The following is a 26884-nucleotide window of genomic DNA, read 5'->3' on the forward strand; positions in this document are numbered from 1 at the left end:
TCCGTTCGGAATTATTATTCATTTCAACCACTTATCCGCAAACCGGATGTAGTTCTCCCAGTCGAAATCCGTCACGTCGTGTACACCGGTACGGATGTGATAGGCGACGCGGTCTCCGATCGAAGTGTTGACGGGCGGAAGGGTGGTTGTCTCCAGACCTTTCATGCCGTAGAGTTTGTAAACATCTCCTGCGTATGAGGCGGAAAGGAATTCCCCTTTCGGATCGGACCAGCGGTCGCCTTCGGCACTTGCCACATAAAGCGGGCGGGGAGCGATGAGGGCGAGCAGTTCGTGCTGGTCGATTGGCAGGTCGTTCTCTTTCTTGTTGTACCGGCGGAAGTTCTTGCAGAACCAGTGCGGGAATACATTGTTGATGCGGTTGACCGTCTCGCCTACCTGCCGTCTGGACAGGGCTGCACCGCCGCAACCGGATTCGTTGGCGACGACGATGGCGAAGCGCGTATCTAAAGCACCGGCCCAGAGTGAGGCTTTCCCTAAGCGGGAATGGCCCATAAGGATCACTTTGGAAGCGTCCACCTGCCAGTCTGTTTCCAGATAGTCCATCACACGGCTGTTTCCCCAGGCCCAAGCGGCAATGGCCTGTCCGCCGTCTGCCGGGATATCATCGCCGGGTTTGTAGCCGAAGAGGGCGAGGATGCTTTCCGCATGCTTGTCTTTATCGTCGGGGAAGAAGTCGAAATAATGGACGGTGGCAAGGCCGTAACCGGCATCGATAATCTTCTGCAACGGCCAGCGGGAGGCTTGGTTGCCCCGGGCTTCTTTGGAATATTGCGAAGGGATGATCTCCGGGTCTGCCGAGATTGTCTGGTTCCCCTGGAAGTTGAAGTGCAGGAAGACCGGCACTTTGGTCTTGACATGGTTCGGCAGGTACATCAGCAGCAGGGCTTTCCGTTCGACGCCGTTGCGGCTGAACGTGATCTCGATCTGTTTGCGGGTGGCGCTGCCGTCGAGGGCGCTGTGGTTGTCGTCCAGCTTTTTATAGGAGACATCCACTTTGCCCTCAGGCATTTTACCATATACCTGTTCGGCAAAGATGGAAAGCAGTTCGGGACGCCTGGTCTGCTCCCATTGTTGCGAGGTGGTAACTTTCTGGCCGTTTGCTGTTTCCAGCAGGGCTGGCAGGGTGAACGGCGGAATCTTGCTTTCGTCGTAGTTGGCTTCTTCTGCATTCTGCGCGTGCAGGCCGAGCAGGCTGAATGCTAAAAGTAACAGGATGGATAATCTTTGCTTCATGGTATGATATATTAATTCTTAAATTGGCACATTATCCCATTGGCATATTATTTATATTTGCGAATAGGGCAATGGCGAAAGGAACAGGCTGGTGTTCCGGGTTGCCGTGTAGGCATATTCGGGCATATCCTTGATCCGTTGCCAGTCGGGATGCTTGCCGAACTTGTTCCAGGCTTCTGCGCGTGTCGGTTCGTCCTTATACCAGGTGAGGTACATGATCGCCGGCATAATCGGTCCGGCCATTATCTCGCCGTAGCAGACGGAGTTGACGCCTACTTTGTCGAATATCTCGATCTCGTCGTTGTTGAACATGGCGATTTTCCGCTGGTTTGCCTCTTCGTTCGGGCTGTGGTAAGTGCGCAGTTCCAGGAGCGTCCGGTTCTTGTCCGGCATTCGCATCACAGGGATTTTGTCGAATGCTTCGCAAAGGTAGCTTTCGAAGTTGAAGTAGGCTGGCTTGGGAGCCGTCTGGTCGAAGAAAGGTTGGGCGGCTTTCCGGAACGTGGTGTCTTTCCATATATCCTTCTTTACCTTGTAATAGGTGTCGATATCGGGATAGACGAACAACAGCAGGCGGCGTTCCTTTTCCTCTTTCTTGTAAGGGGCGAAAGCGCCGGCTTTGATATTCTTCCGGTTATAGGCCGGGATCAGGGTATCACGGAAAAAGGCATCCAGTCCGTCTCCGTCTCCTTCCAGTGTGTAGATGCGCCATTCGTAGATCTGCTTCTTTGAGGAAGCGGTTTTTTCTGTGGTTGCGGCTATTCCGTTGATTGCCGGGAGAGTGGCCAACAGGCCGGTCAGTTTCATAAAGTGTCTTCTCTGCATGGTTTGATAGAATTTGAATTAAAAAATAATTAGTAAACAGCCCAAAGGTAGGAAATATCAGGGTAAAATTCTTACTTTTGGTGTGCAATATTCTCGGGATTTGTTTAATATTTGATGAAGTAAGGAAGTTAAGATGAAGAAAATATATATCCTCCTGTTTAGTTGTGTCACGTTTTTATCCGCTCTGGCGCAGACGACACCGAACCTTTACCGGGCTGCGGACCAGGCGAAGATGAACCATTGGGTAGACTCCGTCTTCGATGCGATGAGCTATGACGAACGTATCGGGCAGCTCTTTATGGTGATCGCCAATCCGAAGTCCGACACCCGCAATATGCAACGGCTGATGCGGTATGTCAATGAAGTTAAGATAGGCGGCATCCTGTTCCACAAAGGCGATCCGGTGACACAGGCCGAGGTGACCAACCGCCTGCAAAAAGCCTCCCGCATCCCGATGTTGGTCTCGCTGGACGGCGAGTGGGGGCTATCAATGCGCCTCTCCGGTACGACACGTTTTCCGAAGAACATGATGTTGGGCGCAATCGAAGACAACAGCCTGATCACCGAATACGGGAAAGAGGTGGCCCGCCAATGCAAGGAGATGGGCATCCATATCAACTTCGCTCCGGATATGGATGTGAATAGCAATACCGATAACCCGGTGATCGGTTTGCGCTCTTTCGGCGAGAATCCGAATGCGGTTGCAGACAAGGGACTGGCTTATGCCCGCGGACTGGAAGGGCAGGGGATTATCTCCGTCTCCAAACACTTTCCCGGCCATGGCGATACGAACGAGGATTCCCATTACACCCTGCCTGCCGTCCACCACGACCGGGCGCGACTGGACAGTGTCGAACTGCTCCCTTTCAAACGCTATATCTACGATGGCTATGCCGGTGTGATGACCGGGCACTTGTATGTCCCGGCGCTGGATAAGGCTCGCAATAAACCTGTCTCCATGTCGCGTGCCGTTGTCACCGACCTGTTGCAAAAAGATTTAGGATTCCGGGGACTTTGCTTCACTGATGCGTTAGCGATGAAAGGCGCCTCCACCCGCAAATCCGATAACCCGTCCGTCATGGCTCTTCTTGCCGGAAACGATATCCTGCTGGCTCCTGCCGCTCCGATCAACGATTTCGCTGCGGTCAAGGATGCACTGGAAGAGGGTATTCTGGATAGGGAAGAGGTAGAAGCAAAGATTATCAAGATTTTGCAATACAAATATATCGCCGGACTGAACAATTACCGCCCGGTCGAAACGAAAGGCCTGTCCGCTCGCCTGAACACGCCCCATGCCGCCTGGCTGGCGGCAAAGCTGAATGCCGAGGCGATCACGCTTATGAAGAATGAAGGAGACATCGTGCCCCTGAAACAGTTGGACAAGAAGAAGATTGCCGCCCTCTCTATCGGAGATGACACCGGCAACGAGTTCCAGAAGATGCTCTCCCGCTATGACTCGGTCGCTTGTTTCAGTATCGGCAGGAATGCGACGGCGCAGCAGGTGCAGAACGTGTATAGGAAACTGGAGAAATACGATGTGATTATCTGTGGTGTCCACACGGTGCGTATCCCGGAAAGCCTTGCTCTGCGCCAGTTGGCCGAGAAGAAAGAGCTGGTCTATGCCTTCTTCACTTTGCCTTATTTCTGTAAGGAATATAAAGCCTCCATTCTGAAAGCCAAAGCTGTGGTGATGGCTTACGAAGGGACGCCGCTCGCCCAGGAATACGCTGCGCAAGTAATCTTCGGCGGCATTGCAGCCAAAGGAAAACTTCCGGTCTCTATCCCGACCTTATACCAGGCCGGTACGGGTATCTTTACCGAAAAGACGCGCCTCGGCTATCATGAGCCGGAAGAGGTAGGCGCCAGTCCCGAACGCCTCGATGTCATCGCCTCGATTGTGGAGGACGGACTGGAGCAGAAAGCCTTTCCTGGTTGCCAGGTCTTAGTTGCCAAAGACGGGATGATTATTTATGATAAATCGTTCGGCTATTTCAGTTACGACGGGAAACAGCCGGTTGAAGGAAACTCGGTCTACGACCTGGCCTCTTCCTCCAAAGCAGCCGGAACGCTTCTGGCAGTCATGAAGGCTTACGATGAAAAGAAGTTCACCCTGAACAATAAGATTTCCGATTTTGTTCCCGAACTAAAAGACTCCGACAAGAAGAATCTGCTTATTAAGGAACTGCTCTATCATCAGTCCGGCCTGACACCTACGATTAATTTCTACTTGAAAGCGATCGACAAGGACAGCTACAAAGGCAGCCTCTACAGCGGTGCAAAGAACGCTACACATCCCGTCCGCTTCGATGCCAAGACGTATGTCCGCAACGATTTCTCTTTCCTGCCCGACCTTGTTTCCAATAAGAAGAAACCGGGCTTTACGACAGAAGTCGCCCGGGGTATGTATCTGCACGATTCCTTTAAAGACACCATCATACAGGAAATAAAAGACTCCCGTCTGGGGGTGCGGGGTAAGTATAAATATAGTTGCATCAACTTCATCCTCCTGAAGATGATGGTTGAAAAGCAGACCGGGCAGCCGATGGACCGCTTGTTGCACGACCAGTTCTTTAGTCGTCTTGGCGCCTGGCATACGACTTACAATCCGCTGCATGTCATGGACACGGCCTGTATTGTCCCGACGGAAAACGACCAGTTTGTCCGCCGCCAACTGCTTCGCGGTTATGTGCACGACGAGGCTGCCGCTTTCCAAGGAGGCGTTTCCGGAAATGCCGGGTTGTTCTCTAATGCGGACGATCTGGCGAAAGTCCTGCAACTCTACCTGAACCAGGGAACCTATGGCGGCGAGCAATACCTCTCCCCGGAGACCGCCCGCCTCTTCACGCAAAGCAAAAGTCCGACCTGCCGTCGCGGTCTCGGTTTCGACAAACCTGCTCCCGGTGCGGGCAAAGGTTCGCCATGTGGCAGTCTGGCGCCGGCCTCCGTCTACGGACATACCGGTTTTACCGGCACCTGCTTCTGGGTCGATCCGGACAACAACTTGCTCTATATCTTCCTGTCCAACCGCGTGAACCCGACACGGGCCAACAACAAACTAAGCTCGCTGGAAATACGGACGCGCATACAGGATGCTATCTATAAAGCAATCAATGGAGGGAAATAAAACAAAAGTCGTATCTTTGCCTCTCTATTACACGATAATTATTTACTAAAAACAGATATTGTATGCTATTCGGACACGGTGATGATTTCTATAATTCGCAGAACGAAGTAAAGATAAACTTCAGTTCAAACGTCTGGCATGGTGCTAACCTGGAAAAGCTCAAAGATCATTTGAATGAGCAGTTTGATAAACTGACACGCTATCCGGAACCGGATGCCGGCACCCTGAAGCGGTTACTGGCCCGCCGGTATGAGATGAAAGAGAATAATATTGTCGTAACAAACGGCTCGATCACGGCTTTCTATCTCCTGGCGCAAGCCTGGAAGGGGGGGAAGTCGATGATTGCGATCCCCTCTTTCTCCGAATATGAAGATGCCTGCCGCCTGCACGGACATGAGATCAGCTTCTTCCCGACATCGGACGACCTGTCCGAACTTTCGCTCGAAGGACAGGATTTCTGCTGGATATGCAACCCGAACAATCCGGACGGCAAGCTGATACACCGCACCGAACTGCTGGCTCTGATTGCTGCTAACCGACAGACTACTTTTATCATCGACCAGGCATACGTCGCCTTTACGACTGAAGATATGCTGAAGCCTTCGGATGTCAAGAATCATCCGAACCTGATCCTGGTGCAGTCCATCTCGAAAGCCTACAACATTCCGGGGCTGCGCATCGGTTACCTGATTGCCTCTCCCGAGAAGACGGAAGAGATTAATAAATACATCATTCCCTGGTCGGTCAATGCGATCGCTATCGAGGCAAGCAAATATATCCTGATCCACCCGGCACAGTTCACCCTGCCGATCCGTAAATGGCAGCGCGAAACAGCCGAACTAATCTATCAGCTGAATAAGCTGGACGGTCTCGAAGTGCAACCCACTTCCACCACCTTCTTCCTGGTCCGCCTGAAGAAAGGTACTGCCGCCGCACTGAAACAGTATTTGTGGGAGAACCACGGCATACTGATCCGCGACGCCTCCAACTTCCGCGGCCTCGATGAAACCTATATCCGTGTCTCTACCCAGACCACTGCCGAGAATCAGGTACTGGTCGATGCGGTAAAGGAATGGCTGGCGCAGCAATAAAGAAAAGTAAAAACATGGCACGCTGATGGCACAGATTAGGTAAATGGTAAATAAATATCATTATCTTTGTCTGTGTTATTCATTCAAATAAATGATAATATGAAAACATTAGAATTGCGTGCTTCATTAATGCAGGAAATTGTAGGGTTGTTAGATAACGACGAGGCAATGGAGAAGTTACAGAAATATATCCGTCGGTTAAAGAAAGAGATAACTGTAAATGCTCCGGCTGTTCAACCCTATACAATGGTAGAACTGAATGAGCGTATCAATCAGGCAGAAGATGATGTCCGTACCGGGCGTACACTATCAAACGAACAGATGTTTGAGGAGATTGACAATTATCTGAAAGAATTATGCAGATAATCTGGACAGAACAAGCCCGGCAGCAGGTGAAGTCGGCTATGGACTATTGTAAAGCGACGTTCGGGACAAGAATCTTGATCCGTTTTAGTGGACAGTTAAAGGCTGATATCGTTCGATTAGGTAAAAATCCGTTTATGGGACTGGTTGAGCCTTTATTGGAAGGACGAAATAAGGTATATCGTAGTTTAGTTATCCATAAATTGTACAAGTTGGTTTATTATGTGGATGAAGAAACGATTTATATCGCCGATCTATGGGATGTGCGTCGTGATCCGGATAGATTAATAGCTCGTTTACCGTTGTAAAAGAGAATCGTTCAAACATAAATGAGGATGGGACTGAATAAAAAGTCCCATTCCTTACCCTTTTTCCCACTCAATCATCTTCCTCTTTCTTTCGCTTCCCCAATGATATTCTCCGTATTCTCCGGTGGAACGTATGACTCTATGGCACGGTATGAACAAAGAGACCGGATTGGCTCCTACTGCCGAACCGACTGCACGGCAGGCTTTCGGCTTTCCGATATGGTTGGCGATGGTGGAATAGGTGGTGAGTGTTCCGGTGGGAACCTTAAGTAATTCTTCCCAGACCTGTATCTGGAAATCAGTTCCCTTTACATGTAAAGGAATCGGACCGGAGGCGCATTCTTCTTTCCCTTCTCCCGTCTCTTCCCGGTAAGTAGCATTTGGGAAAATCGCTTGCAATTCGCCTATGGCCTGCTTGCGGTCGTCATCGAAGGCGGCATAGCAAATTCCTTTTCCGGTACGGGCCAGCAGCATCTCTCCGAACTCTCCGCTGGTGTAACGGTAGCGGATGACGAGGTTTCTCCCTCCGTCTTTATATTCTTCAGGAGTCATTCTTTCGATGCGGAACGAGCAGCTGTTTAAATGTGTGTAAGTCATAATGATATAGTTTGATTCTGCTTGCAAAGCTAACATTCTTCTTTAATTATGAATGATGAATTGTGAATTATTTGTAAGTTAGCAAGATTGGAAAAGTGCCCCGGCAGGAGGCTGGTTACCTTTGCGAAGTAAAACAGAAAAGAATATGCAACAAAGAACTACGACAAGAGAAGAGTATCTGAAACGGGTGAACCTGGTGGTCGAGTATATCAATAATCACTTAGGGGACGAGATTGACCTGAATCGGCTGGCCGAAATGTCGCATTTATCCCCGTATCATTTTCATCGGGTGATGAGTGCGTTCCTGGGAGAGCCGTTAGGGGCGTTCATTGTGCGGAAACGGATTGAGACTGCAGCTCATCTGCTTCGCTACACGGATATGTCCATTGGCGATATCGCTTACCGGATCGGATACGGTGCACCCTCCTCCCTGTCGAAAGCATTCAGGCAGTTCTATTCTATTTCACCTAACGAATACAGAAACAATAAAGAGTACACGATTATGAGACCAGAAAAGATATGGCCCGACCTGCAATTGGAGGCCGAAGTGAAGGAAATCCCTGCCCGCGATGTTATCTATATCCGCCTGATGGGAAACTACCAGTTGAATGACTACGGTGGAACGTGGATGAGGCTTTATGCCTTTGCCCGCGAACAGAACCTGCCGGTGAACGACCCTTGTCCGCTTTGCATCTATCACGATGACCCGAAGGTGACTTCCGAAGAGAAGCTCCGCACGGATGTCTGTATGGTGATGCCCGAAGCCGTTCAGCCGAAGGGGGAAGTCGGAGCGAAACAGATTCCGGCAGGACGTTATGCCAGCTTCATTTATAAAGGCCCGTACGACAAACTGCAAGCCGTCTATGATACCATCTATGCCCGTAAATTGCCGGAGATGGGTTGCACCCTGCGTGACGAGCCGAGCTACGAACGCTACCTGAACGATCCGTGCACGACGGAGCCGGAAGACCTGCTGACGGAAATCTGCATTCCGATACAGTAGCCCTGTTAATCTTTCTTGATTATCCCAGAATCGCTGAGCCTTTTGCCGGGTTGGTTGTTTACATAGCATCTTTATTTAAACGCAGACGATTATGAAAACGACAAGCAGACATCTTAGCGATAAACTGACAACCGAAGAAAGGGACTTGCTCCCTTCTTCGGATTTTGGCATTCCCGAAACCCGTGAGTTCCCGATGCCCGATGCGGCCCACGTCCGGGCGGCAGAAGCCTATTTCCGCTACGCCTCCGAAACGGACAAGCCTCTCTTGGCTTACCGGATTCTATTAAAAGCACGAGAGTACGGCGTAGAGGTGAAAAGTCCGACGGTCCTCGAATGGGCGGAGAAATATAAACCGTAATAATTCTGCCGCCGGAGGGATATTGTTACCGGAAAAGTTTTACATTTGCCTTGTGAACTGTAAAACGAATTGATTCAACTTATGAAACACCAACTCTGTATATAGCGTCTCCACACTGACATAACAGGCAAAGATACTTCCTGCCTGTTTGTACGCTATCCTATACATATACAGGGTACGAATCTCTATACAATTATATTTATTCATTAGTCGGGATGCCTTCCCTTGCGGAGGTGTGTCCGGACGCATCCTTTAAGTTGAATTATGAACTTTTCTTATAAACAAATCTGGCTCATCAACTATCCGGTGATGATGAGCTTGCTGATGGAACAATTGATTAACATGACAGACGCCGTGTGTCTGGGACGGGTAGGCAAGGTAGAGTTAGGAGCTTCGGCTCTGGCGTGTATGTATTATCTGGCGATTTATATGCTGGGCTTTGGCTTCGGGTTGGGCATACAGGTACTTGTCGCACGGAAGAATGGTGAGGGACGGCTGTCTGAAACGGGCGAAGTGTTCTGGCAGGGACAGTATTTCCTGCTGGCACTGGCATTGGCGTTATGCCTGCTGTCCGAGTTTCTTTCTCCTTTTCTGCTTCGCCGGATGATTGCATCCGATGCCGTCTGGCAGGCGGTTGTCGATTATGTCCGGTGGCGTAACTACGGGCTGTTCTTTGCATTCCCGGTATTGGCGTTCCGTTCTTTCTTTGTCGGGATTACGAAGACGAAAGTGTTGATTGTGAACTCGGTGTTGATGGTACTGGTGAATGTGGCGCTCAACTATATCCTGATCTTCGGTCGTTTCGGGTTTCCGGCATTGGGGATTTCGGGGGCGGCGATCGCCTCTTCGCTGGCGGAAGGATTCTCGTTGTTGTTCTTTAGTGTGTATGTCTGGAAGAAGGTGGACTGGAAGCGGTTCGGTCTGAAGCCTGTGTTTCGTTTCGCCCTCTTGCGGCAGTTGTTCCGTTTGTCGGTGTGGACGATGGTGCGCTCTTTTGTTTGTGTGATTCCCTGGTTCTATTTCTTTGTGGTCATCGAGCATTTGGGGGAGAGCCAGTTGGCGATTGCCAACATCATCCGGAATGTCTTTACCATATTCTTTGTTATCATGAACTCGTTTGCGACGACGACGAGTGCGCTGGTCAGTAACCTGATCGGGGCTGGAGAACGAGGACGGGTGATGTCGCTCTGCCGGAAAGTGATGTGGTTGAGCTATGGGATCGGGACGCCGTTTGTGTTGCTGGCTTTGCTTTTTCCTACTGTTGTATTGGGTATTTATACGAACGAGGCGTCTTTGGTTGACGGGGCTTTCTGGCCTTATCTGGTGATGTTGACGAATTACTTCCTGGCGATTCCCGGTTATATTTACTGCAATGCGGTGATCGGAACGGGGCATACCCGGACGGCTTTTGCTTTCCAGTTGGTTACGATTGCCGGCTATGTCGGGTATCTGTTACTATTGTCCGGCTTTCCGGGGATGCCGTTGGCGGTTTACTGGACTGCGGACCATGTGCATGTGTTATTGCTCTTTATCCTTTCTTATTCATATATAAGGAAGGAGTATAAACAATTCAATCTGAGTCCGGTTCTATATAAAGAAGACAATTAAAATGAACTTTTTATGGAATATCGGATAGAGAAAGACACGATGGGGGAGGTAAAAGTCCCCATCGATGCCTATTATGGCGCGCAGACACAGCGCAGTGTGGACAATTTCAAGATTGCCCGGGATATTAACCGCATGCCGATCGAGGTGATACGCGGGTTCGCTTACCTGAAGAAGGCGGCAGCTCTGGCAAACAAGGACGCGGGCGTTTTATCGGCTGAGAAGTGCGAACTGATCGGGCGTGTCTGCGACGAGATATTGGCGGGCAAGCTCGACGACCAGTTCCCGTTGGTCGTCTGGCAAACCGGTAGCGGCACGCAGACCAATATGAACGTGAACGAGGTAATTGCCAATCGGGCCCATGTCCTGAACGGCGGCAAACTGACGGATAAGGAAAAGGTGCTGCTTCCCAATGACGATGTGAACAAGTCGCAGTCTTCGAATGACACGTTTCCGACGGCTATGCACATTGCCGCCTATATCATGGTTAAAGAAGTCACCCTTCCCGGCCTGGAGAAGCTGCTCAAGACTCTCCGGAAGAAAAGTCGCGACTTTATGCCTGTTGTCAAGATTGGACGTACGCACTTTATGGATGCGACCCCGCTGACATTGGGCCAGGAGTTCAGTGGTTATGCCTCCCAGTTGGAACATGGCATACGGGCGATTAAAAACGCTCTTCTGCATTTGGCGGAACTGGCGATCGGAGGGACGGCAGTCGGAACAGGTATCAATACGCCTCCTGACTTTGACGAATGCGTGTCGAAACGGGTTTCGGAGATGACGGGACAACCGTTTGTGAAGGCGCCGAATAAGTTCGAGGCGCTTGCTTCGCACGACGCGATCGTGGAGGTGCATGGCGCCTTGAAGCAGGTTGCTGTCAGCCTGATGAAGATTGCGAATGACATCCGTATGTTGAGTTCGGGACCGCGTGCCGGTATTGGTGAAATTCATCTGCCTGAGAACGAGCCGGGCTCCTCCATTATGCCGGGAAAAGTGAACCCTACGCAGTGCGAGGCTTTGACGATGATTGCCACCCAGGTGATGGGGAACGATGTGGCAATCTCGGTCGGTGGTGCGAGCGGGCAGTTCGAACTGAATGTGTTCAAGCCGATGATTATTTATAACTTCCTGCACAGTGCCCGGCTGATAGGCGAAGGCTGTGTCAGCTTTAACGACCGTTGCGCCGTCGGTATCGAACCGGTGAAGGAGAACATAAAGAAGCATCTCGACGATTCGCTGATGCTGGTCACCGCCCTGAATCCGAAGATCGGTTATTACAAAGCTGCCTCCATTGCCCAGAAAGCCTTCAAGGAGAATAAAACCTTGAAACAGGCCGCTGTCGAGTCGGGGCTGCTAACGGCCGAAGAGTTTGACGAATGGGTGGATCCGTCGAAGATGGTTGGTCGGTTGGATACATTCCCGGAATGATATAAATGCTGATTTATCGGTGCGTTTGCTCGTATTTACCGGACGCAGACGGGCGCAGATTACGCAGAGGAACGCAGACTTATTTTCTTTTAAAACAATAAATGATCTGCGTTCGTCTGCGTTGTCTGCGAAATCTGCGTCCGGTAATACAAACATAGCGACACCCCGTTAAATCATCATTTACTTCTTATTCCCCTCTGTTATTACCTCCTTTATATTTTGCCTTAGTGAGTAAGCTACCTCCTTCGCATACCCGATCCGTAACAACAATACCGGATATTCTTTATCGATAGGCAACTCTTGCCGTATCTCCTCCGCTAACTCTTTTACCTCGCAAGGCTGGTTGAGGAAGGCGGCAGCGATGTTTTCCTGTGTGGCTGTCAGCAGGAAGCGTTGCAGGGTTCTGCCCAGGCCGATCCATTCTCCGACGGTGTTGTTGGGGACTGTGAAAAGAACCAGATGGGAGGATGAGGCGATTTTCTTCCTGTCTCCTTTGTTCTGGGTGGAGCTGTTGAGGAATGAACCCATGATTGCTTTCGACAGGAATGCCGGCAGGTTCGGGGCGCCGAAGACGGCATAACTCAGTCCGTTGCGTGTCGCTTCCGAATGTTTTTTGTTGTAACGCATCCAGGCTTGCAGTTCCTCCTTGAAGGCAGGGTCGTTCATCTGGCTGTCGTTTCCTTTCGAGATAAGTGCTTTCAGGGTGTTAAACTCTTCGGAACCGTTCTTCCAGAGATGAAAGCGGATGCCCGATTCAGTTGCGATGGCAGTCAATGCTTCGAGGCTTTTCTCCGGGACTACCTGTCCGTTGTAGACGCTTCGGTTTGTCTGCCGTTTCTTTATGGCCGGATAAAGCGGGGAGGGAAGGACGTCTGCCGACTTCTCAAGGCTGATATGGATGGCGGCAGGTTGTTCGGCCGGTGCTTCTATGCTGGCTTCCGTCTGGTAACCGGAGACCGAGGCTGCTATGCAAAGGTTCTCTGTGGCGCATCCTAAGCTGATGTATAACTCCCGGCGATCGTTGTCGACAACAGGAAGTTCTTTTGTCAGGTCCGGCAGGATTGTAATTTCTTTTTCGCCGATGCGGAAAAGCCAGGGCTGGGTGTTATGTCCCGAGGGAGCCCGGGTGGCAAGCTCTACGAGCTGAAGGTAGTCGGTATTCATTGTATTCATTTTTAAGACAAACGTAAAGAACTAAATGGTAACATCCAAATAATCCTTCCTCTCTTCAAAGATTATTCTTATTTTTGTTCCTGAAAGGAAACCGGCTGTCGCCTCCCGAAAATAGAAAATTATGGATGATAAAGTGCTCGAGAAACTGAAAGTGCTGGCGGAGTCGGCCAAGTACGATGTATCCTGCGCTTCCAGTGGAACGTCGCGCAAGAGTAAGAGCGGCGCGATAGGAAGTGCGGCGGGATGGGGCATTTGCCATAGCTTTGCCGAAGACGGCCGTTGCATCTCGCTCCTGAAGATCATGCTGACGAACTACTGCATCTTCGACTGTGCCTACTGCATCAACCGCCGCAGCAACGATATTCCCCGCGCTACGCTTTCGGTTACCGAGTTGGTGAATCTCACCATCGAGTTCTACCGCCGTAATTATATCGAAGGACTTTTCCTGAGTTCGGGGGTGGTGCGCAATGCCGACTATACGATGGAACGCCTGGTGCGCGTCGTGAAAGACTTGCGGACGGTCTACCGTTTCAACGGCTATATCCATCTGAAAAGTATTCCCGGAGCCAGTCAGGAACTAGTGAACGAAGCCGGCCTTTACGCTGACCGTATGAGCGTAAACATCGAGATCCCGAACGAGAAAAGCCTCCGTTTGCTGGCTCCCGAAAAAGATTTTCAGAGTGTTTTCCAGCCGATGCGCTACATCCAGCAGGGAGTCTTGCAGAGTGCCGAAGAGCGGAAGCGTTTTCGGCACGCACCGCGTTTTGTACCGGCCGGACAGAGCACGCAGATGATTGTCGGCGCTACGTCCGATTCGGACAAAGACATCCTCCGCCTCTCGTCCGCCCTCTATCAGCGTCCGACGATGAAGCGCGTGTACTACTCCGGCTTCATCCCCGTCAACGAATATGACAACCGGCTGCCGGCCCTGAAACAACCGCCGCTGGTGCGTGAGAACCGTCTTTATCAGGCGGACTGGCTGCTCCGCTTCTATCAGTTCAAGGTGGATGAGATCGTGAACGATGCCTATCCCGACCTGGACCTGGAGGTCGACCCGAAACTCGGCTGGGCATTGCGTCATCCGGAACAGTTCCCGGTCGATATCAACAAGGCGGACTACGAGATGCTGCTCCGTGTGCCCGGCATCGGTGTGAAGTCGGCAAAACTGATCGTTGTCTCCCGCCGCTATTCCCGCCTGGGAACGGAACAGTTGAAGAAGATCGGTGTCGTGATGAAGAAAGCCCAGTATTTCATCACCTGCCACGAGCTGCCGATACGGACAATCAACGAAGTGTCGCCCGAAGCCGTCCGCCAACTCCTTGTCCGGAAAGCAGGACGGAAGAAGACGGACGACCGCCAGCTTATCCTTCAATTCCAGGATGAACCATGACAATCTTTGTGTACGATAAAACATTCGAAGGGCTGCTAACTGCCGTCTTCGATGCCTATTCCCGCCGCAGTTTCCCGGATATGTTGCTGGCGGAGGGGGAGCCTTTTCCCTTGTTCTACGATGAGGCGGTGACAATCTATACGGACGATGCCAAGGTCGACCGCGTCTGGAAAGGGTTGCAAAAGAAGATATCTGCGACAGCCTTGTCCGTGATAACTGTCACGTGGCTGTCCGAATTGCCGGAGGCGGACCTGCTACTTTTTCGCTATATCCGGAAAGCGATCGACGCTCCCCGCACGATCGAGCTGAACTTTGGCGATCCCGATGTGCTGGAAGTCGCTAAAATCTGGAAGAAGGTGACGAATGAGCGCCTACGTGTCATGCAGTTCCTGCGTTTCCAGAAAGCGGCGGATGGTACTTTCTTTGCTGCCGTCAAACCAATATACAACGTCCTGCCACTTACGCTCAGCCACTTGACGGACCGCTTTGCCGACCAGTGCTGGCTGATCTATGACCTGCAACGTGAGTACGGCTACTATTACGACTTGAAGGAAACGACGGAAGTGCGTTTTGAAGAAAAGGAAGCTCACCTGCTTTCCGGCCTGCTCAGCGAAGAACTCATGGATGCCGACGAAAAACTGTTCCAGCAGATGTGGAAAACCTACTTCAAATCCATCGCCATAAAGGAACGCCTTAACCCGAAGCTCCACCGTCAACACATGCCCGCTCGCTTCTGGAAGTATATGCCGGAGAAGCTATAAGCAGCGTCCCTGCCGGATACAGTCCAGAGCAAATTCCAGCTGTGTGTCTCGTCCTTCCATATAATCCGATACCGTTTGCTTGACGATATAATTGGGCTCGATGCCTATTCCCTCCAGCGGAAAACCTTTGGGGGAAACGTCGGGACGGGCAGTCGGGATACGGAAGCTGGTGCCATGGGACGTCTTGAACGTCCGGGGATTGTTACCTGTGTCTCCGGCTGTCGGTTCACCAATCAGGAGGGCATTGCCGCTCTCCTTCATGTCGATAACGAAACTTTCGGCGGCGGAACAGGTGAAGGTGCTTGTCAATAAGAGGATCTTCCCTTGATAAGCATCTTCCATCGGAATCATCGGATGACGTCCCAGGCAGTGAGGTTGTTCCTTTCGTATCAGGTAGCGGCAAAGATCCCGTCCGTTACCGCTGTTCCCACCACCGTTTCGGCGGACGTCGACAATCAGGTAAGGCCGGTGTCTTACTTTCGGGTAATCTTCGGCGAAGTCCTCCATCACTCCGTTCATCATGGAGTTTATTTCCAGATATCCGATGCTGTCGTTCAGGATTTTCCAGGATGTTTTCCGCCGGTCGGCAACCGGAATGTTATCTTGGGGCTGCAGGACGAGTTGCAGATTAAGCGTGTCGGCTCCCCGGCAAACGGTGTAGGTCTTTACCGTGTCGGTGAAACTTTTGAAGAGGCTGCGGGCTGTGAATAAACGTTTGTATTCCGGTGTCGAGGCCGATATATACTTCTCGTTCCGGTCCATCCACTCCTTGATTGGCGTCCCGTCGACAGCGATGATCCGGTCTTTATCGTTGAATCCTGACCGTTGCAGGTACGTGTCCGGCTTATCCACGAAAAGTGTGTCGTCGATATAAGCCGGGAAAGCCCTTGTCCGGTACTCTTTAAAGTAAACATAGGCATGTGCGACGCGTAAATCCGCGAAGTATTCCCACAGCGTTTTCCCATATTCTTCTCCGGTGGATAACTTCCCGATCCGTTCGGCATAGGAGGCGGAAAGGGCGTCGATATCGATATGCTTGGACTCGTAGAGGGAGTAGTTCCTTTTTACTATTTGGCTGATCTCGGCGAAGTCTTCTGGATATTGATCTGGCGAAAGCGGCAGTTCGGACATATAATGCCTTTCTATTTCCACCTCGGAAGAATAGAAATACTTGGTGTAAACGATCAGTCCGATAAATGCCAGACCTATAAGGATGACAATAACTGCTACTATTCGACCGATGAGTTTTAGTGCTTTCATAAGATATTATATTGCATGAATTTCAGCAAATGTATAGATTTGTTCATTCCCCTGCAATAAACCGCGAATCTTTTCATTGCAGTCTGCGAATTTTAAGATTTGGATGTTGCCGGGGAGCGATGCCTATTCCTTTCAAAAGCGATGCCGACCTTTTCCGAAAGCGATGCTTACGTTTTTTAGAACGCCGGCAGCTCTTTTTCCAGATATTCGGCAGTGACGGAACGCCTGCACGCGAGCATCTCCCGGGGAGTGCCGGAGTACAGCAGCTCACCGCCCATTTGTCCGCCTCTGGGACCTAACTCGATGACGTAGTCGGCGGCTTTCAGGACGTCCAGGTTATGCTCTATCAGGAAGACGGAGTTGCCCTGTTCGACCATAGAATCGAAGAGGCCGATGATCTGGCGGATGTCTTTTACGTGAAGGCCGTCGGTGGGTTCGTCGAGGATAAATATCTTGCCGTTGCTGTCCAGGTAGGAGGCCAGCTTGACGCGCTGCAATTCTCCGCCGGAGAGGGTGGATAGGGCCTGGTTGAGATGCAGGTAGCCCAGTCCGACTTGCATCAGTGGGCGTAGTTTCTGCTCGATCTCACTCCCGGCAAAACGCAGGGAGGCTTTCCGTACGGTCAGGTCCATCACTTCGGCGATATTCAGTCCGTCTACTTTGTACTGCAGGGCTTCCGGTGAATAGCGCAAACCGCCGCAGGCTTCACAGACCGTTTCTATTGAATCCATAAAAGCCATGTCCGAGACAATGACGCCTTTCCCTCCGCATACCGGACAGCCTCCTTTGCCGTTAAAGGTGAACATGCTGAGTCCGGCTTTGCTCTTCTGGGCGAATAGTTTGCGTATGTCGTCAGCCACGCCGATGTAGGTGGCTGGGGTGGAGCGCAGACTGATTCCGATATTCTTCTGGCTGATGTAGATAACCTCTTCCTCGCAGGTGTTGCGGAAACATTCCATCAGGGAACTTTTCCCCGAACCGGCCACGCCCGCTATGACGGCGAAGACACCTAAGGGGAAACGGACGGTCAGGTCTTTCAGGTTATGTTCCTTTGCGTGTTCGAGGGTAAACCAACCGGAAGGAGTGCGGCTTTCCGATTTTAACGGCGACTTTTCCGCGATCATCAGTCCGGTCTGCGTACCGCTTTTCATCAGTCCTTCATAACTGCCTTCATACAGGATGTTACCGCCGTCCATACCGGAGCCGGGCCCCATGTCGACGATGTGGTCGGCTATCTGGATCATCTCCTTATGATGTTCGACAAGGAGCACTGTGTTACCGTGGTCCCGCAGTTTCCGAACGGAGGCTTTCAACAGGCGGATGTCGTGGCTATGCAGACCGACACTGGGCTCGTCGAGCACATACAGCATGTCGCATAAGGCGGAGTTGATATATTTGGCGATCTTGCAACGCTGCGCCTCGCCGCCGGAAAGAGTTCCCATATTGCGGTCGAGTGTGAGGTATCCTAAGCCGATTTCCTCGAGGGCGGACAGGCGGTTGGTGATGGCCTGTTTCAGGTCGCCGGCCAGCGGGTCGTCGATTTCCTGCAACCAGTTCAGGATGTCGGGAATAGCTAAGCGCGTGACTTCCGCAATATTCTTTCCTCCAATGCGGCAGGAGAGTACTGTCCGGTTCAGCCGCGTGCCTTCGCAATCCGGGCAGATACCCATTGTCACCATAGGCTCCAGCAGCTTTTGATGCAGCTTCCCTTCTTCGGAATTGATGATACTCCGGTACATACGGTTGACTAATCCTTCGTACTTGGCGGTACGCGGCCAGTCAGCCGGCGGGTTCTTGAGCCGGATTTGCGGGGAATAGAGAAACAGTTGCAGTTCTTCCGGCGTGTAATCCTTAATCTTTTTGTCCAAGTCGAACAGACCGCTACAGGCATAACGGATCCATCTCCATCCGCCACGGTGGAAGGCCACGTAGTGGATCGTGTCTTCATCGTTCAGCGATTTGTTGAAGTCGACCAGCTTGTGGACATCCAGTTCGCGCACCTCGCCCAATCCGTCGCAACGCGGGCATCGCCCCTGCGGATGATTGAAAGAGAAGGTGTCGGAGTATCCGACAAACGGTTTGCCGACCCTCGAGAACAGCAGGCGGAGCAGCGAATAGATGTCCGTATAGGTCCCGACCGTCGAACGGGCGTTCGGGGCGGGCTTCTTCTGGTCTATCACGATAGCTACCGGGAGATGCTCTATCCGGTCCACATGTGGCCGGCCGTATTTGGGCAGGTATTGCTGGACGAAACTGGGAAACGTCTCGTTCAGTTCCCGGCGTGAGCTGGCCGCGATTGTGTCCAATACTAAAGAAGATTTCCCGGAACCGGAAACCCCGGTGAAGATGGTGATCTGCTTCTTGGGTATTTCTAATGATATATGTTTGAGGTTGTTTTCGTAAGCACCTGTGACTTTGATGTTTTCCATATCTGTTATTATACTTTCTCGTCCGCATCCAAAAGTAATCATATAATTCGGAACCGGAAGCGGACGGGCACAAAAAAGGCTGACGAATCATATTCATCAGCCTCCCCTGTATTTTTCGATTAATAGTTAAAACATTCCTTTTTCTAAATCAGCTGCCTTTACACGGAAAATGTATCCGTTGCGCGAGAAGACTAATTCGCCGTCTTCTTTCTTTTTCTGGTTTACTAATCGCTGGAAAGCGATGTTGGCACCTTTAACTATATTCTCTTCAAATTCTCTAACCTCTTGTTCACTCATGATGCTCAAGTTTTGTATAAATATCCGAATTATATATCTCTTTTTTATCACTCTTGAAGCCTTTAGCGATTACTTCCATCGGCGACATCGAGTTGTCTGCAATCATCCAATAGTCACAAATGGGGATATATAGTTCAAAGAGATTGTGTATACCCGCTTCGTAACGACGGCGGATAGTACTCTCCGGAATGTTATGCCCTCCGGCGGCCACTCTCATTTTAACCCGTTCCACTGCCAGATCCGGCGTATTCAGCCAGAAATACAACAATGTCACATAATACCCTTCCCTTTGTGCTTCCCTGATCAGGTTTGCGCCTGAACGGGTGGCCAGTGTAGTTTCCATCGCAAATGTTTCGCCTGCGGCGATTAGTTCCTTAATACGCTTATACATAATCCGACTGGCTTCTACGGCTACCGCGATACTATCAGAATTAAAAGGGGAAAGCCCCTTGGCAATCTCGTCGGAATTGACAAACTCCTTACATTTCAACATCTCTGGAAGAATTGTAAAGGAGGCGGTCGTTTTTCCTGCCCCGTTGCACCCCGATATCATGTATAAATATGGCACTACTTACTGTCTTTTGTTGGGGCAAATATAGAGAATAGTTTAATATGTTGGTTAATTTTATTCTCAAAAATAGTAAAAATGTGCAGAAAATGTACGCATAACCCTCCAGTTCGTTGTAAAAACAGGCGGTTTGGTGTAATTTAATGGCTTTGTCAATTGGCTGCAATATACCGTCATACCCATAAAAGATCGCTCATGATGCCGTCGGAAATGAAGATCCCTTCTTTCGAGAGGGTCAGGGTGTCGTTTTCGCGGATAATCAGTCCCCGGCGCAGATAAGCGGCGGCCTGGCGCTCGAGGTAGGCCTGTTTTTCTTCTCCGAACTGCTCCCGGATGTCGTCAAGGCGGATGCCCCACATGGTACGCAGTCCGGTAATGATGAAATCGTTGTACCGGGTGTTGAGGTCCAACTTTTCTATCTCGACGTCGGGCGTACCGGAGGCGATCGCTTTCAGGTAGAGCGGGAGGGAGGAGACATTCCACTGCCGGCTTTCCCCGTTATAGGAATGGGCGGAGGGACCGATGCCCAGATATTTCTTGCCTGTCCAGTAGGAACTGTTGTGTCGGGAGAAGCAGCCGGGCCGTGCGAAATTGGAAATCTCGTAATGGAGGTAGCCGGCATCGGTCAGCTTATTTATTAATGTAGAGAAAAGGGATACGCTCAGTTCTTCTTCCGCCGGGGTGACTTTTCCGGCTTCCAGCAGTTTGTAGAGGGCTGTCCCTTCTTCATATATTAAATGGTAAGCGGAGATGTGCGGGATGTCCAGCCGGATGGCTTCGTCCAGGTTGCTTTCCCATTCGTCCGGAGTCTGTCCCGGCAGGCCGTATATGAGGTCGATGCTGATATTCCGGATACCGTTCTCTTTACAGCGATCGACGGCACGGAGCGCCTGCTCGCGGTCGTGGCGGCGGTTCAGGAAGCGGAGGTCTTTCTCCTGAAAGCTCTGGACGCCCATGCTGACGCGGTTGAACGGAAGGTCGCGGAGAGAGGCTACATATTCCGGTGTCATGTCGTCCGGGTTGGCTTCGATGGTGATTTCCCGGCAACCGGTCGTGTCGAACAGGCGGGCGGCTGCATCAAATATCCGTTTGAAGTCGCCGGCTTGCAGTTGCGAAGGCGTGCCGCCCCCGAAATAGATAGTTTCGACCGGTTCCTGTCCGATGTATTCCTGCCGCAGCTCCATTTCCCGGATAACGGCATCGACATACGGCTCCCTGAACTTCATGTCCGTGTTGGAAAAGAAGTCGCAATACAGGCACCGTTTGGCGCAGAAGGGAATGTGAATGTATAAACCTGCCACTTATAATTCTATACTTAGTTTTATTTTACCGCCTAATCCTTTTTCAACGATATCAAAAAGAGTTTTGAGGGTTATATTGCTTGTGTCGTTTTCTATACGTGAAATATAACTGCGTTTTTTGTTTAGTATATGTGCCAGATCTTCCTGAGTCATCGTCTTTTTTAAACGGGCTTCTCTAAGTAGCAACCCTATTTTTAAGGTTTCCACTTCCCTGTCGAGCTCATCTCTGCGTGTCGTACCTTTTTTACCGAATACGTCATCTTTTATTTCATTCCATGATTTTATGTTATTTTCCATCTGTCATTCTCCTTTCTTTAAAGTATTCCTTCATTAGTCGTTTTGCTTTTTCTATCTCTGATGTAGGAGTCTTTTGTGATTTCTTTTGAAATCCGTTTAAGAGGATAATGAGCTTGTCATTCTCAAAAAAACAAAAAACTCTCCATATATTACTGCCTAATTGAATGCGAGCTTCGTATAAACCTTGCGTACCTTTAATATATTTGAGGTATTGCGAAGGTATGTATTGCTGCATTTCTATGATCTCTAATATTTTATAGATCTTATTTTGGACTTTCTCGTCCTGAGACCTTAGAAAGTCTTCAAAATAGTTTTTGTAAACAGTTATTGATCTAAATCTTTCCATAGTTGTATGGTTTTTAGTTTGGACAAAGGTAACTTAAAAGTAACATATGGACAAACATATTCTCCTTTTTCTTAAGAGTAAGTTTTTATTATCTCCTTTTCTTTCCGCTTGTTATCTTCGAACTGCTAAACAACATAGTTCTCAAACACCGGGCCTTGAATTGCTTTTCTCCTTTACAATATCTAATTTGCGGTCCCGTGAATAAAGGGTTTGCGGGAGCAATCTTTATTGTTAAACACAAATTTATACCTTGATATCATGAAAGTATACCAAACAAACGAAATTAAGAACATCTCTATCTTGGGAAGTTCGGGCTCTGGGAAAACCACTCTCGCTGAAGCGATGCTTTACGAGGGTGGAGTTATAAAACGTCGCGGAAGTGTTGATTCCGGAAACACTGTGAGCGATTATTTCCCGGTTGAGAAGGAGTATGGTTACTCGGTGTTCTCGACCGTTTTCAGTGTAGAATGGCAGGATAGAAAGCTGAATTTTATTGATTGTCCGGGTTCGGATGATTTTGTCGGCGGGGCGGTTTCCGCTTTGAATGTGACAGATACCGCTCTGATGGTGCTGAATGCACAGTACGGAGTGGAAGTCGGAACAATCAACCAGTTCCGGTATACAGAACAATTCCATAAGCCGGTTATCTTCGTGGTGAACCAGTTGGATAACGACAAGGCTGATTATGACGGGACAATCTCTCAATTGCGTGACCAGTGGGGCGGCAAGATTGTTCCGATCCAGTATCCTGTATCTACGGGAGCATCTTTCAATGCAGTCGTAGACGTGCTGAAGATGAAGATGTATCGCTGGAAACCCGAAGGCGGTGTTCCTGAAGTATTGGACATCCCGGCGGAAGAAATGGATAAAGCGATGGAACTTCACCGCGCATTGGTAGAGTCGGCCGCAGAGCACGACGATATGCTGATGGAGAAGTTCTTTGAAGAAGGTACATTGAGCGAAGACGATATGCGTGCCGGTATCCGTGCAGGATTGGTGATCCGTGGAATGTTCCCGGTCTTCTGTGTGTGTGCAGGTCGCGATATGTGCGTGCGCCGTACGCTTGAGTTCTTGGGTAATGTTGTTCCGTGTACGGATAAAATGCCGCGTCCGGTTACAACTGAAGGAGTGGAAGTGACACCGGATTCTAACGGCCCGACAAGCCTGTTCTTCTTCAAAACGACCGTAGAGCCGCATATCGGCCAGGTTTCTTATTTTAAAGTGATATCAGGTAAAGTAAAAGCAGGAGACGATTTGCTGAACGCCGACCGTGGTTCGAAAGAACGTATCGCACAGTTGTTCTCGGTTGCCGGACAGACCCGTAACGAGGTGTCGGAAATGGTTGCCGGCGATATCGGAGCGACGGTGAAACTGAAAGAAGTACGCCGTGGCAATACCTTGAACGGCAAAGGATGTGACTATCGTTTTGACTTCATTAAATATCCCGAACCGAAATTCCGCCGCGCTGTCAAGCCGGTGAATGAGTCGGATGCGGAAAAGATGATGGAAATCCTGATGCGTATGCGTGAAGAAGATCCGACATGGGTAATCGAACAGTCCAAAGAGCTGAAGCAGACGATTATTTCCGGTCAGGGAGAATTCCACCTCCGCACATTGAAATGGAGAATCGAGAACAATGATAAATTGCCGATCGAGTTCTTCGAACCGAAGATCCCGTATCGTGAAACGATTACGAAAGCCGCCCGTGCAGACTACCGCCATAAGAAACAATCCGGTGGTGCAGGCCAGTTCGGTGAAGTACATCTGATTGTCGAGCCTTATTACGAAGGCATGCCGGCACCGGATATGTATCGTTTCGGCGGACAAGAGTTTAAAATCAGCGTACGTGATACGCAAGTGGTAGATTTGGATTGGGGTGGAAAGTTAGTATTTATAAACAGTATCGTCGGTGGAGCCATCGACGCCCGTTTCCTCCCGGCTATCCTGAAAGGTATTATGGCCCGTATGGAGCAGGGACCGTTGACTGGTTCGTATGCCCGTGACGTGCGCATCATCGTTTACGACGGAAAGATGCACCCGGTAGACAGTAATGAAATTTCCTTCATGCTGGCCGGCCGTAATGCTTTTAGCACTGCCTTTAAAGAAGCCGGTCCCAAGATCCTGGAACCCGTTTATGATGTAGAGGTTTCAGTGCCGGCTGATTATCTGGGCGACGTGATGAGTGATTTACAGGGACGTCGCGCCATTATCATGGGTATGAATAGCGAAAAAGGCTACGAAAAGCTGTTGGCTAAAGTGCCTTTGAAAGAGATGTCTACGTACTCGACATCCTTGAGTTCCATCACAGGTGGACGTGCTTCGTTTACGATGAAGTTCGCTAACTATGAACTGGTTCCGTCGGATGTTCAGGATAAGCTGTTAAAAGCTTACGAGGCAACTCAGGCGGAAGATTGATTTGGATTTTCTATAAATTGTATGAAGGCTGCCCCTGTGAAGGAGTGGCCTTCATTGTTTTTTAATAGCTCTGTTGTCGTGCTGTAACAGGAAGTGGCTTTTTTTGTATCGTGTTAATAAAGACAACATGAAACTAAGAAAGTACTATCCAACTATTGTCCTGTCGGACATTCACCTGGGTTCCGAGCATTCCCGGACTACAGAAGTGACTAATTTCCTTAAACACGTCAATTGTGACCGCCTGATACTGAATGGAGACATCATCGACGGCTGGCAGCTTCAGAAGCCCGGACGCCGTTGGAAACAACAGCATACCGATTTCTTCAAAGTCCTGATGAAGATGATGGAGAAGCAGGGAACGGAGATCATTTACGTTCGCGGCAACCATGACGACTTCCTGGATAACCTGGTTCCTTTCTCATTCTCGAATCTTATTATCGTAAAAGATTATATCCTGAACAGCCACGGAAAGCGTTACTTAGTGACACACGGCGATATCTTCGATACGATCACGACCAATATGCGCTGGTTAGCTATGCTCGGCGATATGGGTTATACGTTCCTGCTCTGGCTGAACCGGATCTACAACCAGCGGAGGGAAAAGGCGGGAAAGCCTTACTTCTCGCTTTCGCAGCATGTCAAACACCGGGTGAAAAGCGCCGTCTCTTATATCTCCGACTTTGAGAAAGAACTGGTCAAGCTGGCTGAAGTGAAGAAGCTGGACGGCATTATTTGCGGACATATCCACCAGGCTGCAAACGTATGGTACGGCAATATCCATTATCTGAACTCCGGCGATTGGGTCGAAAGCCTTACGGCTCTTGTCGAGAATGAGCAGGGAGAATGGAATATTGTTTCCTACAGCAAGGAGGAATATGGACAGGAAGAAACACAATCCTCTAACCTGCTTTATGCCGAAGTAATATGAAGATACTATTTATCATACAAGGTGAAGGGCGCGGCCATCTGACCCAGGCGCTTTCTCTTCGTCAGAAGTTAATAGGTGAAGGTCATCAGATTGTTGGCGTCCTGGTAGGCAAAAGCCCGGTCCGCCGCCTTCCCGACTTTTTCTTTGAAAAGATTGAAGCTCCTGTCTATTTGTTCGAAAGCCCCAACTTCCTGCCTTCCGCAAAGAATAAACAGGTCAATTTGGCAAAGAGCGTGATTTATAATGTGCTCCGGTCACATCGGTATATGTCCGGCATCCGCTATATCAACCGGATGATAAAAGAGACCGAAGCGGATGTCGTCGTAAACTTCTACGAGCTGCTAACCGGACTGACTTATCTCTTCTTCCGTCCGAAAGCCCTGATGGTCTGCATCGCGCACCAGTATTTATTCCTGCATCCTGATTTCGTCTTCCCGAAAGAAAGCCGGTTGTCGCTTGCCTCGTTAAAGTTCTTTACCCGGATTACGGCTATCGGGGCGGCGAAGAAACTGGCCCTGTCTTTCCGCAAAATGTGCGAAGTTCCGTCCGAAGGCATCGTCGTTGTCCCTCCTCTTTTGCGTAAAGAGGTTTTAGAAGTGACACCGACAAACGGGGATTATTTGCATGGCTATCTGCTGAATAGCGGGTTTAGCGAAGAGATACGATCCTGGCACAAGGCCCATCCTGCCGTCAAATTGCATATATTCTGGGATAAAAAGGATGTCCGCCCCGAAGTGAAAGTGGATAACCACCTTTCTTTCCACCAATTAAACGATACTCTGTTTGTCCGTTATATGGCAGGCGCGAAAGCCTATGCCACGACCGCCGGTTTCGAGTCTGTCTGCGAAGCCATGTATTTAGGCAAACCTGTCCTGATGGTCCCGACGCATATCGAACAGGCTTGCAACGCATACGATGCCACTCTGTCCGGAGCTGGCGTCGTCTCAGAACAGTTCGACCTGGATGCTCTGCTCCGCCTTTCCCAAACTCATCAGCCGAATACCTCTTTTGCCCATTGGGTCAAACAGGCCGACTGGCTGATCTTGCGCGAATTCCGTGCAGATGTGCTTCTGGAAGAAACTCCCTCTTCCCTGTGGCATCGCTTGTCGACAGGCTGGATCTACCGGCTGGGTAAATCGTTGCCGATTTGACGATAAATCGTTTGCCCGCGCTGGCTGATCGTCCACTGTCCGTCGACAAGGCGCAGGTTCTTTGTGTCGTCGTCTTCTACGTTCCAGGCATATCCGCCGGCCGGAAGTGAGCGTCTGTCCAATATCTCGTTCTTGTCCCCGGAAGAGAAAAACAATTCTACTTTGGAAGAGTCCGGGCTGAAGACGATAAAAACGGACCGGTCGCCCTCGACCGCTTGCAGCCGTGTCCCCTTCTCGAAAATACGGATGCAATCCTGCAATACCTCGCTCCACTGGTAGCCAGCCGAGCCGATGCAACCATGTTCGTCCCGGTCGCCGCCGACCTTGTTCCTCTCTTTAGGTACGACAACAATCTTTTGCGCACTCATCCCGAAGCTATATTTTCCCTGGAAATAGACAGTTGCCGTGTCGTCGAGCAAAATCCCGTCCGTTACTTCTCTTTTGGCGTCCAGTGTACTGAAAGACAGGGTGTCGCCTTCCCCTGAAACGATCGTCAGCGTGTTCATCGTAGCATCGGTAATGACACCTTTGACTTCCGATATTCCGGGTGAACAGGAAAAGGCAATACCCGCACAGAGAGCTATTGCGGCCCACTTTGATTTGTTCATATTA

25 protein-coding genes are annotated in these 26884 nt (G+C 50.2%); 13 read left to right on the plus strand and 12 right to left on the minus strand.

Annotation, left to right across the window (positions count from 1 at the left end):
- Window positions 1-18: 18 nt before the first annotated feature.
- Window positions 19-1254 (minus strand): glucuronyl esterase domain-containing protein, encoded by a 1236-nt coding sequence (locus DWU89_RS02050; RefSeq protein WP_115498018.1) that lies wholly within the window; start codon window positions 1252-1254, stop codon window positions 19-21.
- Window positions 1255-1305: 51 nt separating this feature from the next.
- A complete protein-coding gene (locus DWU89_RS02055; protein WP_115498019.1) occupies window positions 1306-2079 on the minus strand; it encodes an NIPSNAP family protein in 774 nt (257 codons plus the stop codon).
- 133 nt (window positions 2080-2212) lie between these two features.
- Between DWU89_RS02055 and DWU89_RS02060 the strand changes: the two genes are divergently transcribed.
- From DWU89_RS02060 to DWU89_RS02075, 4 genes are all read left to right on the plus strand, one after another.
- Entirely contained in the window at window positions 2213-5203 is a 2991-nt protein-coding gene (locus tag DWU89_RS02060) for a glycoside hydrolase family 3 N-terminal domain-containing protein (protein ID WP_115498020.1), read from the plus strand.
- 62 nt (window positions 5204-5265) lie between these two features.
- Window positions 5266-6294 carry an aminotransferase class I/II-fold pyridoxal phosphate-dependent enzyme gene (locus tag DWU89_RS02065; protein WP_115498021.1) on the plus strand — a complete coding sequence of 343 codons (1029 nt, stop codon included), beginning with the start codon at window positions 5266-5268 and terminating at the stop codon, window positions 6292-6294.
- A 99-nt stretch (window positions 6295-6393) separates the two neighbouring features.
- A complete protein-coding gene (locus DWU89_RS02070; protein WP_115498022.1) occupies window positions 6394-6660 on the plus strand; it encodes a hypothetical protein in 267 nt (88 codons plus the stop codon).
- Window positions 6651-6965: a type II toxin-antitoxin system RelE/ParE family toxin gene (locus tag DWU89_RS02075; protein ID WP_115498023.1), complete on the plus strand. Its 315-nt coding sequence runs from the start codon at window positions 6651-6653 to the stop codon at window positions 6963-6965. Before DWU89_RS02070 ends, DWU89_RS02075 begins: the two co-directional genes overlap by 10 nt.
- A gap of 54 nt (window positions 6966-7019) precedes the next feature.
- Here DWU89_RS02075 and DWU89_RS02080 read toward each other — a convergent pair whose 3' ends face one another.
- On the minus strand, window positions 7020-7562 hold the full coding sequence (locus tag DWU89_RS02080; RefSeq protein ID WP_115498105.1) for a methylated-DNA--[protein]-cysteine S-methyltransferase: 543 nt from the start codon (window positions 7560-7562) through the stop codon (window positions 7020-7022).
- 145 nt (window positions 7563-7707) lie between these two features.
- On the opposite strand from DWU89_RS02080, the gene DWU89_RS02085 reads away from it, so the two are divergent.
- From DWU89_RS02085 to fumC, 4 genes are all read left to right on the plus strand, one after another.
- Window positions 7708-8565 carry an AraC family transcriptional regulator gene (locus tag DWU89_RS02085; protein ID WP_115498024.1) on the plus strand — a complete coding sequence of 286 codons (858 nt, stop codon included), beginning with the start codon at window positions 7708-7710 and terminating at the stop codon, window positions 8563-8565.
- A 91-nt stretch (window positions 8566-8656) separates the two neighbouring features.
- The gene (locus tag DWU89_RS02090) at window positions 8657-8923 is read left to right on the plus strand and encodes a hypothetical protein (protein ID WP_115498025.1); all 267 of its coding nucleotides are present in this window, start codon (window positions 8657-8659) and stop codon (window positions 8921-8923) included.
- Window positions 8924-9187: 264 nt separating this feature from the next.
- On the plus strand, window positions 9188-10531 hold the full coding sequence (locus DWU89_RS02100; protein ID WP_115498027.1) for an MATE family efflux transporter: 1344 nt from the start codon (window positions 9188-9190) through the stop codon (window positions 10529-10531).
- 12 nt (window positions 10532-10543) lie between these two features.
- Window positions 10544-11956, plus strand: coding sequence for a class II fumarate hydratase (gene fumC / locus DWU89_RS02105; protein ID WP_115498028.1), 1413 nt, complete (start codon window positions 10544-10546; stop codon window positions 11954-11956).
- Window positions 11957-12136: 180 nt separating this feature from the next.
- Here the strand turns inward: fumC and DWU89_RS02115 are convergent, their stop codons facing one another.
- Complete coding sequence (locus tag DWU89_RS02115) at window positions 12137-13120, minus strand: Acg family FMN-binding oxidoreductase (protein ID WP_244205828.1); 984 nt, start codon at window positions 13118-13120, stop codon at window positions 12137-12139.
- Between the two features lie 130 nt (window positions 13121-13250).
- On the opposite strand from DWU89_RS02115, the gene DWU89_RS02120 reads away from it, so the two are divergent.
- Both DWU89_RS02120 and DWU89_RS02125 read left to right on the plus strand, forming a co-directional pair.
- Window positions 13251-14519 (plus strand): putative DNA modification/repair radical SAM protein, encoded by a 1269-nt coding sequence (locus DWU89_RS02120; RefSeq protein WP_115498031.1) that lies wholly within the window; start codon window positions 13251-13253, stop codon window positions 14517-14519.
- Window positions 14516-15280, plus strand: a complete 765-nt coding sequence (locus DWU89_RS02125) for a TIGR03915 family putative DNA repair protein (protein WP_115498032.1) — start codon at window positions 14516-14518, stop codon at window positions 15278-15280. Before DWU89_RS02120 ends, DWU89_RS02125 begins: the two co-directional genes overlap by 4 nt.
- Here the strand turns inward: DWU89_RS02125 and DWU89_RS02130 are convergent.
- From DWU89_RS02130 to DWU89_RS02155, 7 genes are all read right to left on the minus strand, one after another.
- Window positions 15275-16540, minus strand: a complete 1266-nt coding sequence (locus DWU89_RS02130) for a S41 family peptidase (RefSeq protein ID WP_115498033.1) — start codon at window positions 16538-16540, stop codon at window positions 15275-15277. The genes DWU89_RS02125 and DWU89_RS02130 overlap by 6 nt on opposite strands.
- A gap of 176 nt (window positions 16541-16716) precedes the next feature.
- Window positions 16717-18969 (minus strand): ATP-binding cassette domain-containing protein, encoded by a 2253-nt coding sequence (locus DWU89_RS02135; protein ID WP_187574909.1) that lies wholly within the window; start codon window positions 18967-18969, stop codon window positions 16717-16719.
- A 126-nt stretch (window positions 18970-19095) separates the two neighbouring features.
- On the minus strand, window positions 19096-19266 hold the full coding sequence (locus DWU89_RS20720; protein WP_005637232.1) for a hypothetical protein: 171 nt from the start codon (window positions 19264-19266) through the stop codon (window positions 19096-19098).
- Window positions 19259-19819: a zeta toxin family protein gene (locus DWU89_RS02140; RefSeq protein WP_115498034.1), complete on the minus strand. Its 561-nt coding sequence runs from the start codon at window positions 19817-19819 to the stop codon at window positions 19259-19261. The genes DWU89_RS20720 and DWU89_RS02140 overlap by 8 nt, the downstream gene beginning before the upstream one ends.
- A 188-nt stretch (window positions 19820-20007) precedes the next feature.
- Window positions 20008-21135, minus strand: a complete 1128-nt coding sequence (gene hemW / locus DWU89_RS02150; RefSeq protein ID WP_167451610.1) for a radical SAM family heme chaperone HemW — start codon at window positions 21133-21135, stop codon at window positions 20008-20010.
- A complete protein-coding gene (locus tag DWU89_RS20725) occupies window positions 21136-21432 on the minus strand; it encodes a helix-turn-helix domain-containing protein (RefSeq protein ID WP_122344840.1) in 297 nt (98 codons plus the stop codon). It abuts the gene before it with no gap.
- Entirely contained in the window at window positions 21422-21778 is a 357-nt protein-coding gene (locus DWU89_RS02155) for a type II toxin-antitoxin system RelE/ParE family toxin (protein ID WP_115498036.1), read from the minus strand. Before DWU89_RS02155 ends, DWU89_RS20725 begins: the two co-directional genes overlap by 11 nt.
- Window positions 21779-22036: 258 nt before the next feature.
- On the opposite strand from DWU89_RS02155, the gene DWU89_RS02160 reads away from it, so the two are divergent.
- The 3 genes from DWU89_RS02160 (at window position 22037) to DWU89_RS02170 (ending at window position 26272) form a co-directional block, all read left to right on the plus strand.
- Window positions 22037-24193: an elongation factor G gene (locus DWU89_RS02160; protein WP_115498037.1), complete on the plus strand. Its 2157-nt coding sequence runs from the start codon at window positions 22037-22039 to the stop codon at window positions 24191-24193.
- A gap of 127 nt (window positions 24194-24320) precedes the next feature.
- On the plus strand, window positions 24321-25121 hold the full coding sequence (locus tag DWU89_RS02165; RefSeq protein ID WP_115498038.1) for a UDP-2,3-diacylglucosamine diphosphatase: 801 nt from the start codon (window positions 24321-24323) through the stop codon (window positions 25119-25121).
- Window positions 25118-26272, plus strand: a complete 1155-nt coding sequence (locus tag DWU89_RS02170) for a glycosyltransferase family protein (RefSeq protein WP_115498039.1) — start codon at window positions 25118-25120, stop codon at window positions 26270-26272. Before DWU89_RS02165 ends, DWU89_RS02170 begins: the two co-directional genes overlap by 4 nt.
- Here DWU89_RS02170 and DWU89_RS02175 read toward each other — a convergent pair.
- Window positions 26242-26880 carry a hypothetical protein gene (locus DWU89_RS02175; protein WP_115498040.1) on the minus strand — a complete coding sequence of 213 codons (639 nt, stop codon included), beginning with the start codon at window positions 26878-26880 and terminating at the stop codon, window positions 26242-26244. The genes DWU89_RS02170 and DWU89_RS02175 overlap by 31 nt on opposite strands.
- Window positions 26881-26884 lie beyond the last annotated feature (4 nt).

The organism is Parabacteroides acidifaciens, assembly GCF_003363715.1.
GTDB classification, from domain to species: Bacteria; Bacteroidota; Bacteroidia; order Bacteroidales; family Tannerellaceae; genus Parabacteroides; species Parabacteroides acidifaciens.

Coding starts and splice junctions, on each gene's coding strand:
- DWU89_RS02050 (WP_115498018.1), bottom strand. CDS start 1,254: ATGAAGCAAAGATTATCCATCCTGTTACTTTTAGCATTCAGCCTGCTC.
- DWU89_RS02055 (WP_115498019.1), bottom strand. CDS start 2,079: ATGCAGAGAAGACACTTTATGAAACTGACCGGCCTGTTGGCCACTCTC.
- DWU89_RS02060 (WP_115498020.1), top strand. CDS start 2,213: ATGAAGAAAATATATATCCTCCTGTTTAGTTGTGTCACGTTTTTATCC.
- DWU89_RS02065 (WP_115498021.1), top strand. CDS start 5,266: ATGCTATTCGGACACGGTGATGATTTCTATAATTCGCAGAACGAAGTA.
- DWU89_RS02070 (WP_115498022.1), top strand. CDS start 6,394: ATGAAAACATTAGAATTGCGTGCTTCATTAATGCAGGAAATTGTAGGG.
- DWU89_RS02075 (WP_115498023.1), top strand. CDS start 6,651: ATGCAGATAATCTGGACAGAACAAGCCCGGCAGCAGGTGAAGTCGGCT.
- DWU89_RS02080 (WP_115498105.1), bottom strand. CDS start 7,562: ATGACTTACACACATTTAAACAGCTGCTCGTTCCGCATCGAAAGAATG.
- DWU89_RS02085 (WP_115498024.1), top strand. CDS start 7,708: ATGCAACAAAGAACTACGACAAGAGAAGAGTATCTGAAACGGGTGAAC.
- DWU89_RS02090 (WP_115498025.1), top strand. CDS start 8,657: ATGAAAACGACAAGCAGACATCTTAGCGATAAACTGACAACCGAAGAA.
- DWU89_RS02100 (WP_115498027.1), top strand. CDS start 9,188: ATGAACTTTTCTTATAAACAAATCTGGCTCATCAACTATCCGGTGATG.
- fumC (WP_115498028.1), top strand. CDS start 10,544: ATGGAATATCGGATAGAGAAAGACACGATGGGGGAGGTAAAAGTCCCC.
- DWU89_RS02115 (WP_244205828.1), bottom strand. CDS start 13,120: ATGAATACCGACTACCTTCAGCTCGTAGAGCTTGCCACCCGGGCTCCC.
- DWU89_RS02120 (WP_115498031.1), top strand. CDS start 13,251: ATGGATGATAAAGTGCTCGAGAAACTGAAAGTGCTGGCGGAGTCGGCC.
- DWU89_RS02125 (WP_115498032.1), top strand. CDS start 14,516: ATGACAATCTTTGTGTACGATAAAACATTCGAAGGGCTGCTAACTGCC.
- DWU89_RS02130 (WP_115498033.1), bottom strand. CDS start 16,540: ATGAAAGCACTAAAACTCATCGGTCGAATAGTAGCAGTTATTGTCATC.
- DWU89_RS02135 (WP_187574909.1), bottom strand. CDS start 18,969: ATGGAAAACATCAAAGTCACAGGTGCTTACGAAAACAACCTCAAACAT.
- DWU89_RS20720 (WP_005637232.1), bottom strand. CDS start 19,266: ATGAGTGAACAAGAGGTTAGAGAATTTGAAGAGAATATAGTTAAAGGT.
- DWU89_RS02140 (WP_115498034.1), bottom strand. CDS start 19,819: ATGATATCGGGGTGCAACGGGGCAGGAAAAACGACCGCCTCCTTTACA.
- DWU89_RS20725 (WP_122344840.1), bottom strand. CDS start 21,432: ATGGAAAATAACATAAAATCATGGAATGAAATAAAAGATGACGTATTC.
- DWU89_RS02155 (WP_115498036.1), bottom strand. CDS start 21,778: ATGGAAAGATTTAGATCAATAACTGTTTACAAAAACTATTTTGAAGAC.
- DWU89_RS02160 (WP_115498037.1), top strand. CDS start 22,037: ATGAAAGTATACCAAACAAACGAAATTAAGAACATCTCTATCTTGGGA.
- DWU89_RS02165 (WP_115498038.1), top strand. CDS start 24,321: ATGAAACTAAGAAAGTACTATCCAACTATTGTCCTGTCGGACATTCAC.
- DWU89_RS02170 (WP_115498039.1), top strand. CDS start 25,118: ATGAAGATACTATTTATCATACAAGGTGAAGGGCGCGGCCATCTGACC.
- DWU89_RS02175 (WP_115498040.1), bottom strand. CDS start 26,880: ATGAACAAATCAAAGTGGGCCGCAATAGCTCTCTGTGCGGGTATTGCC.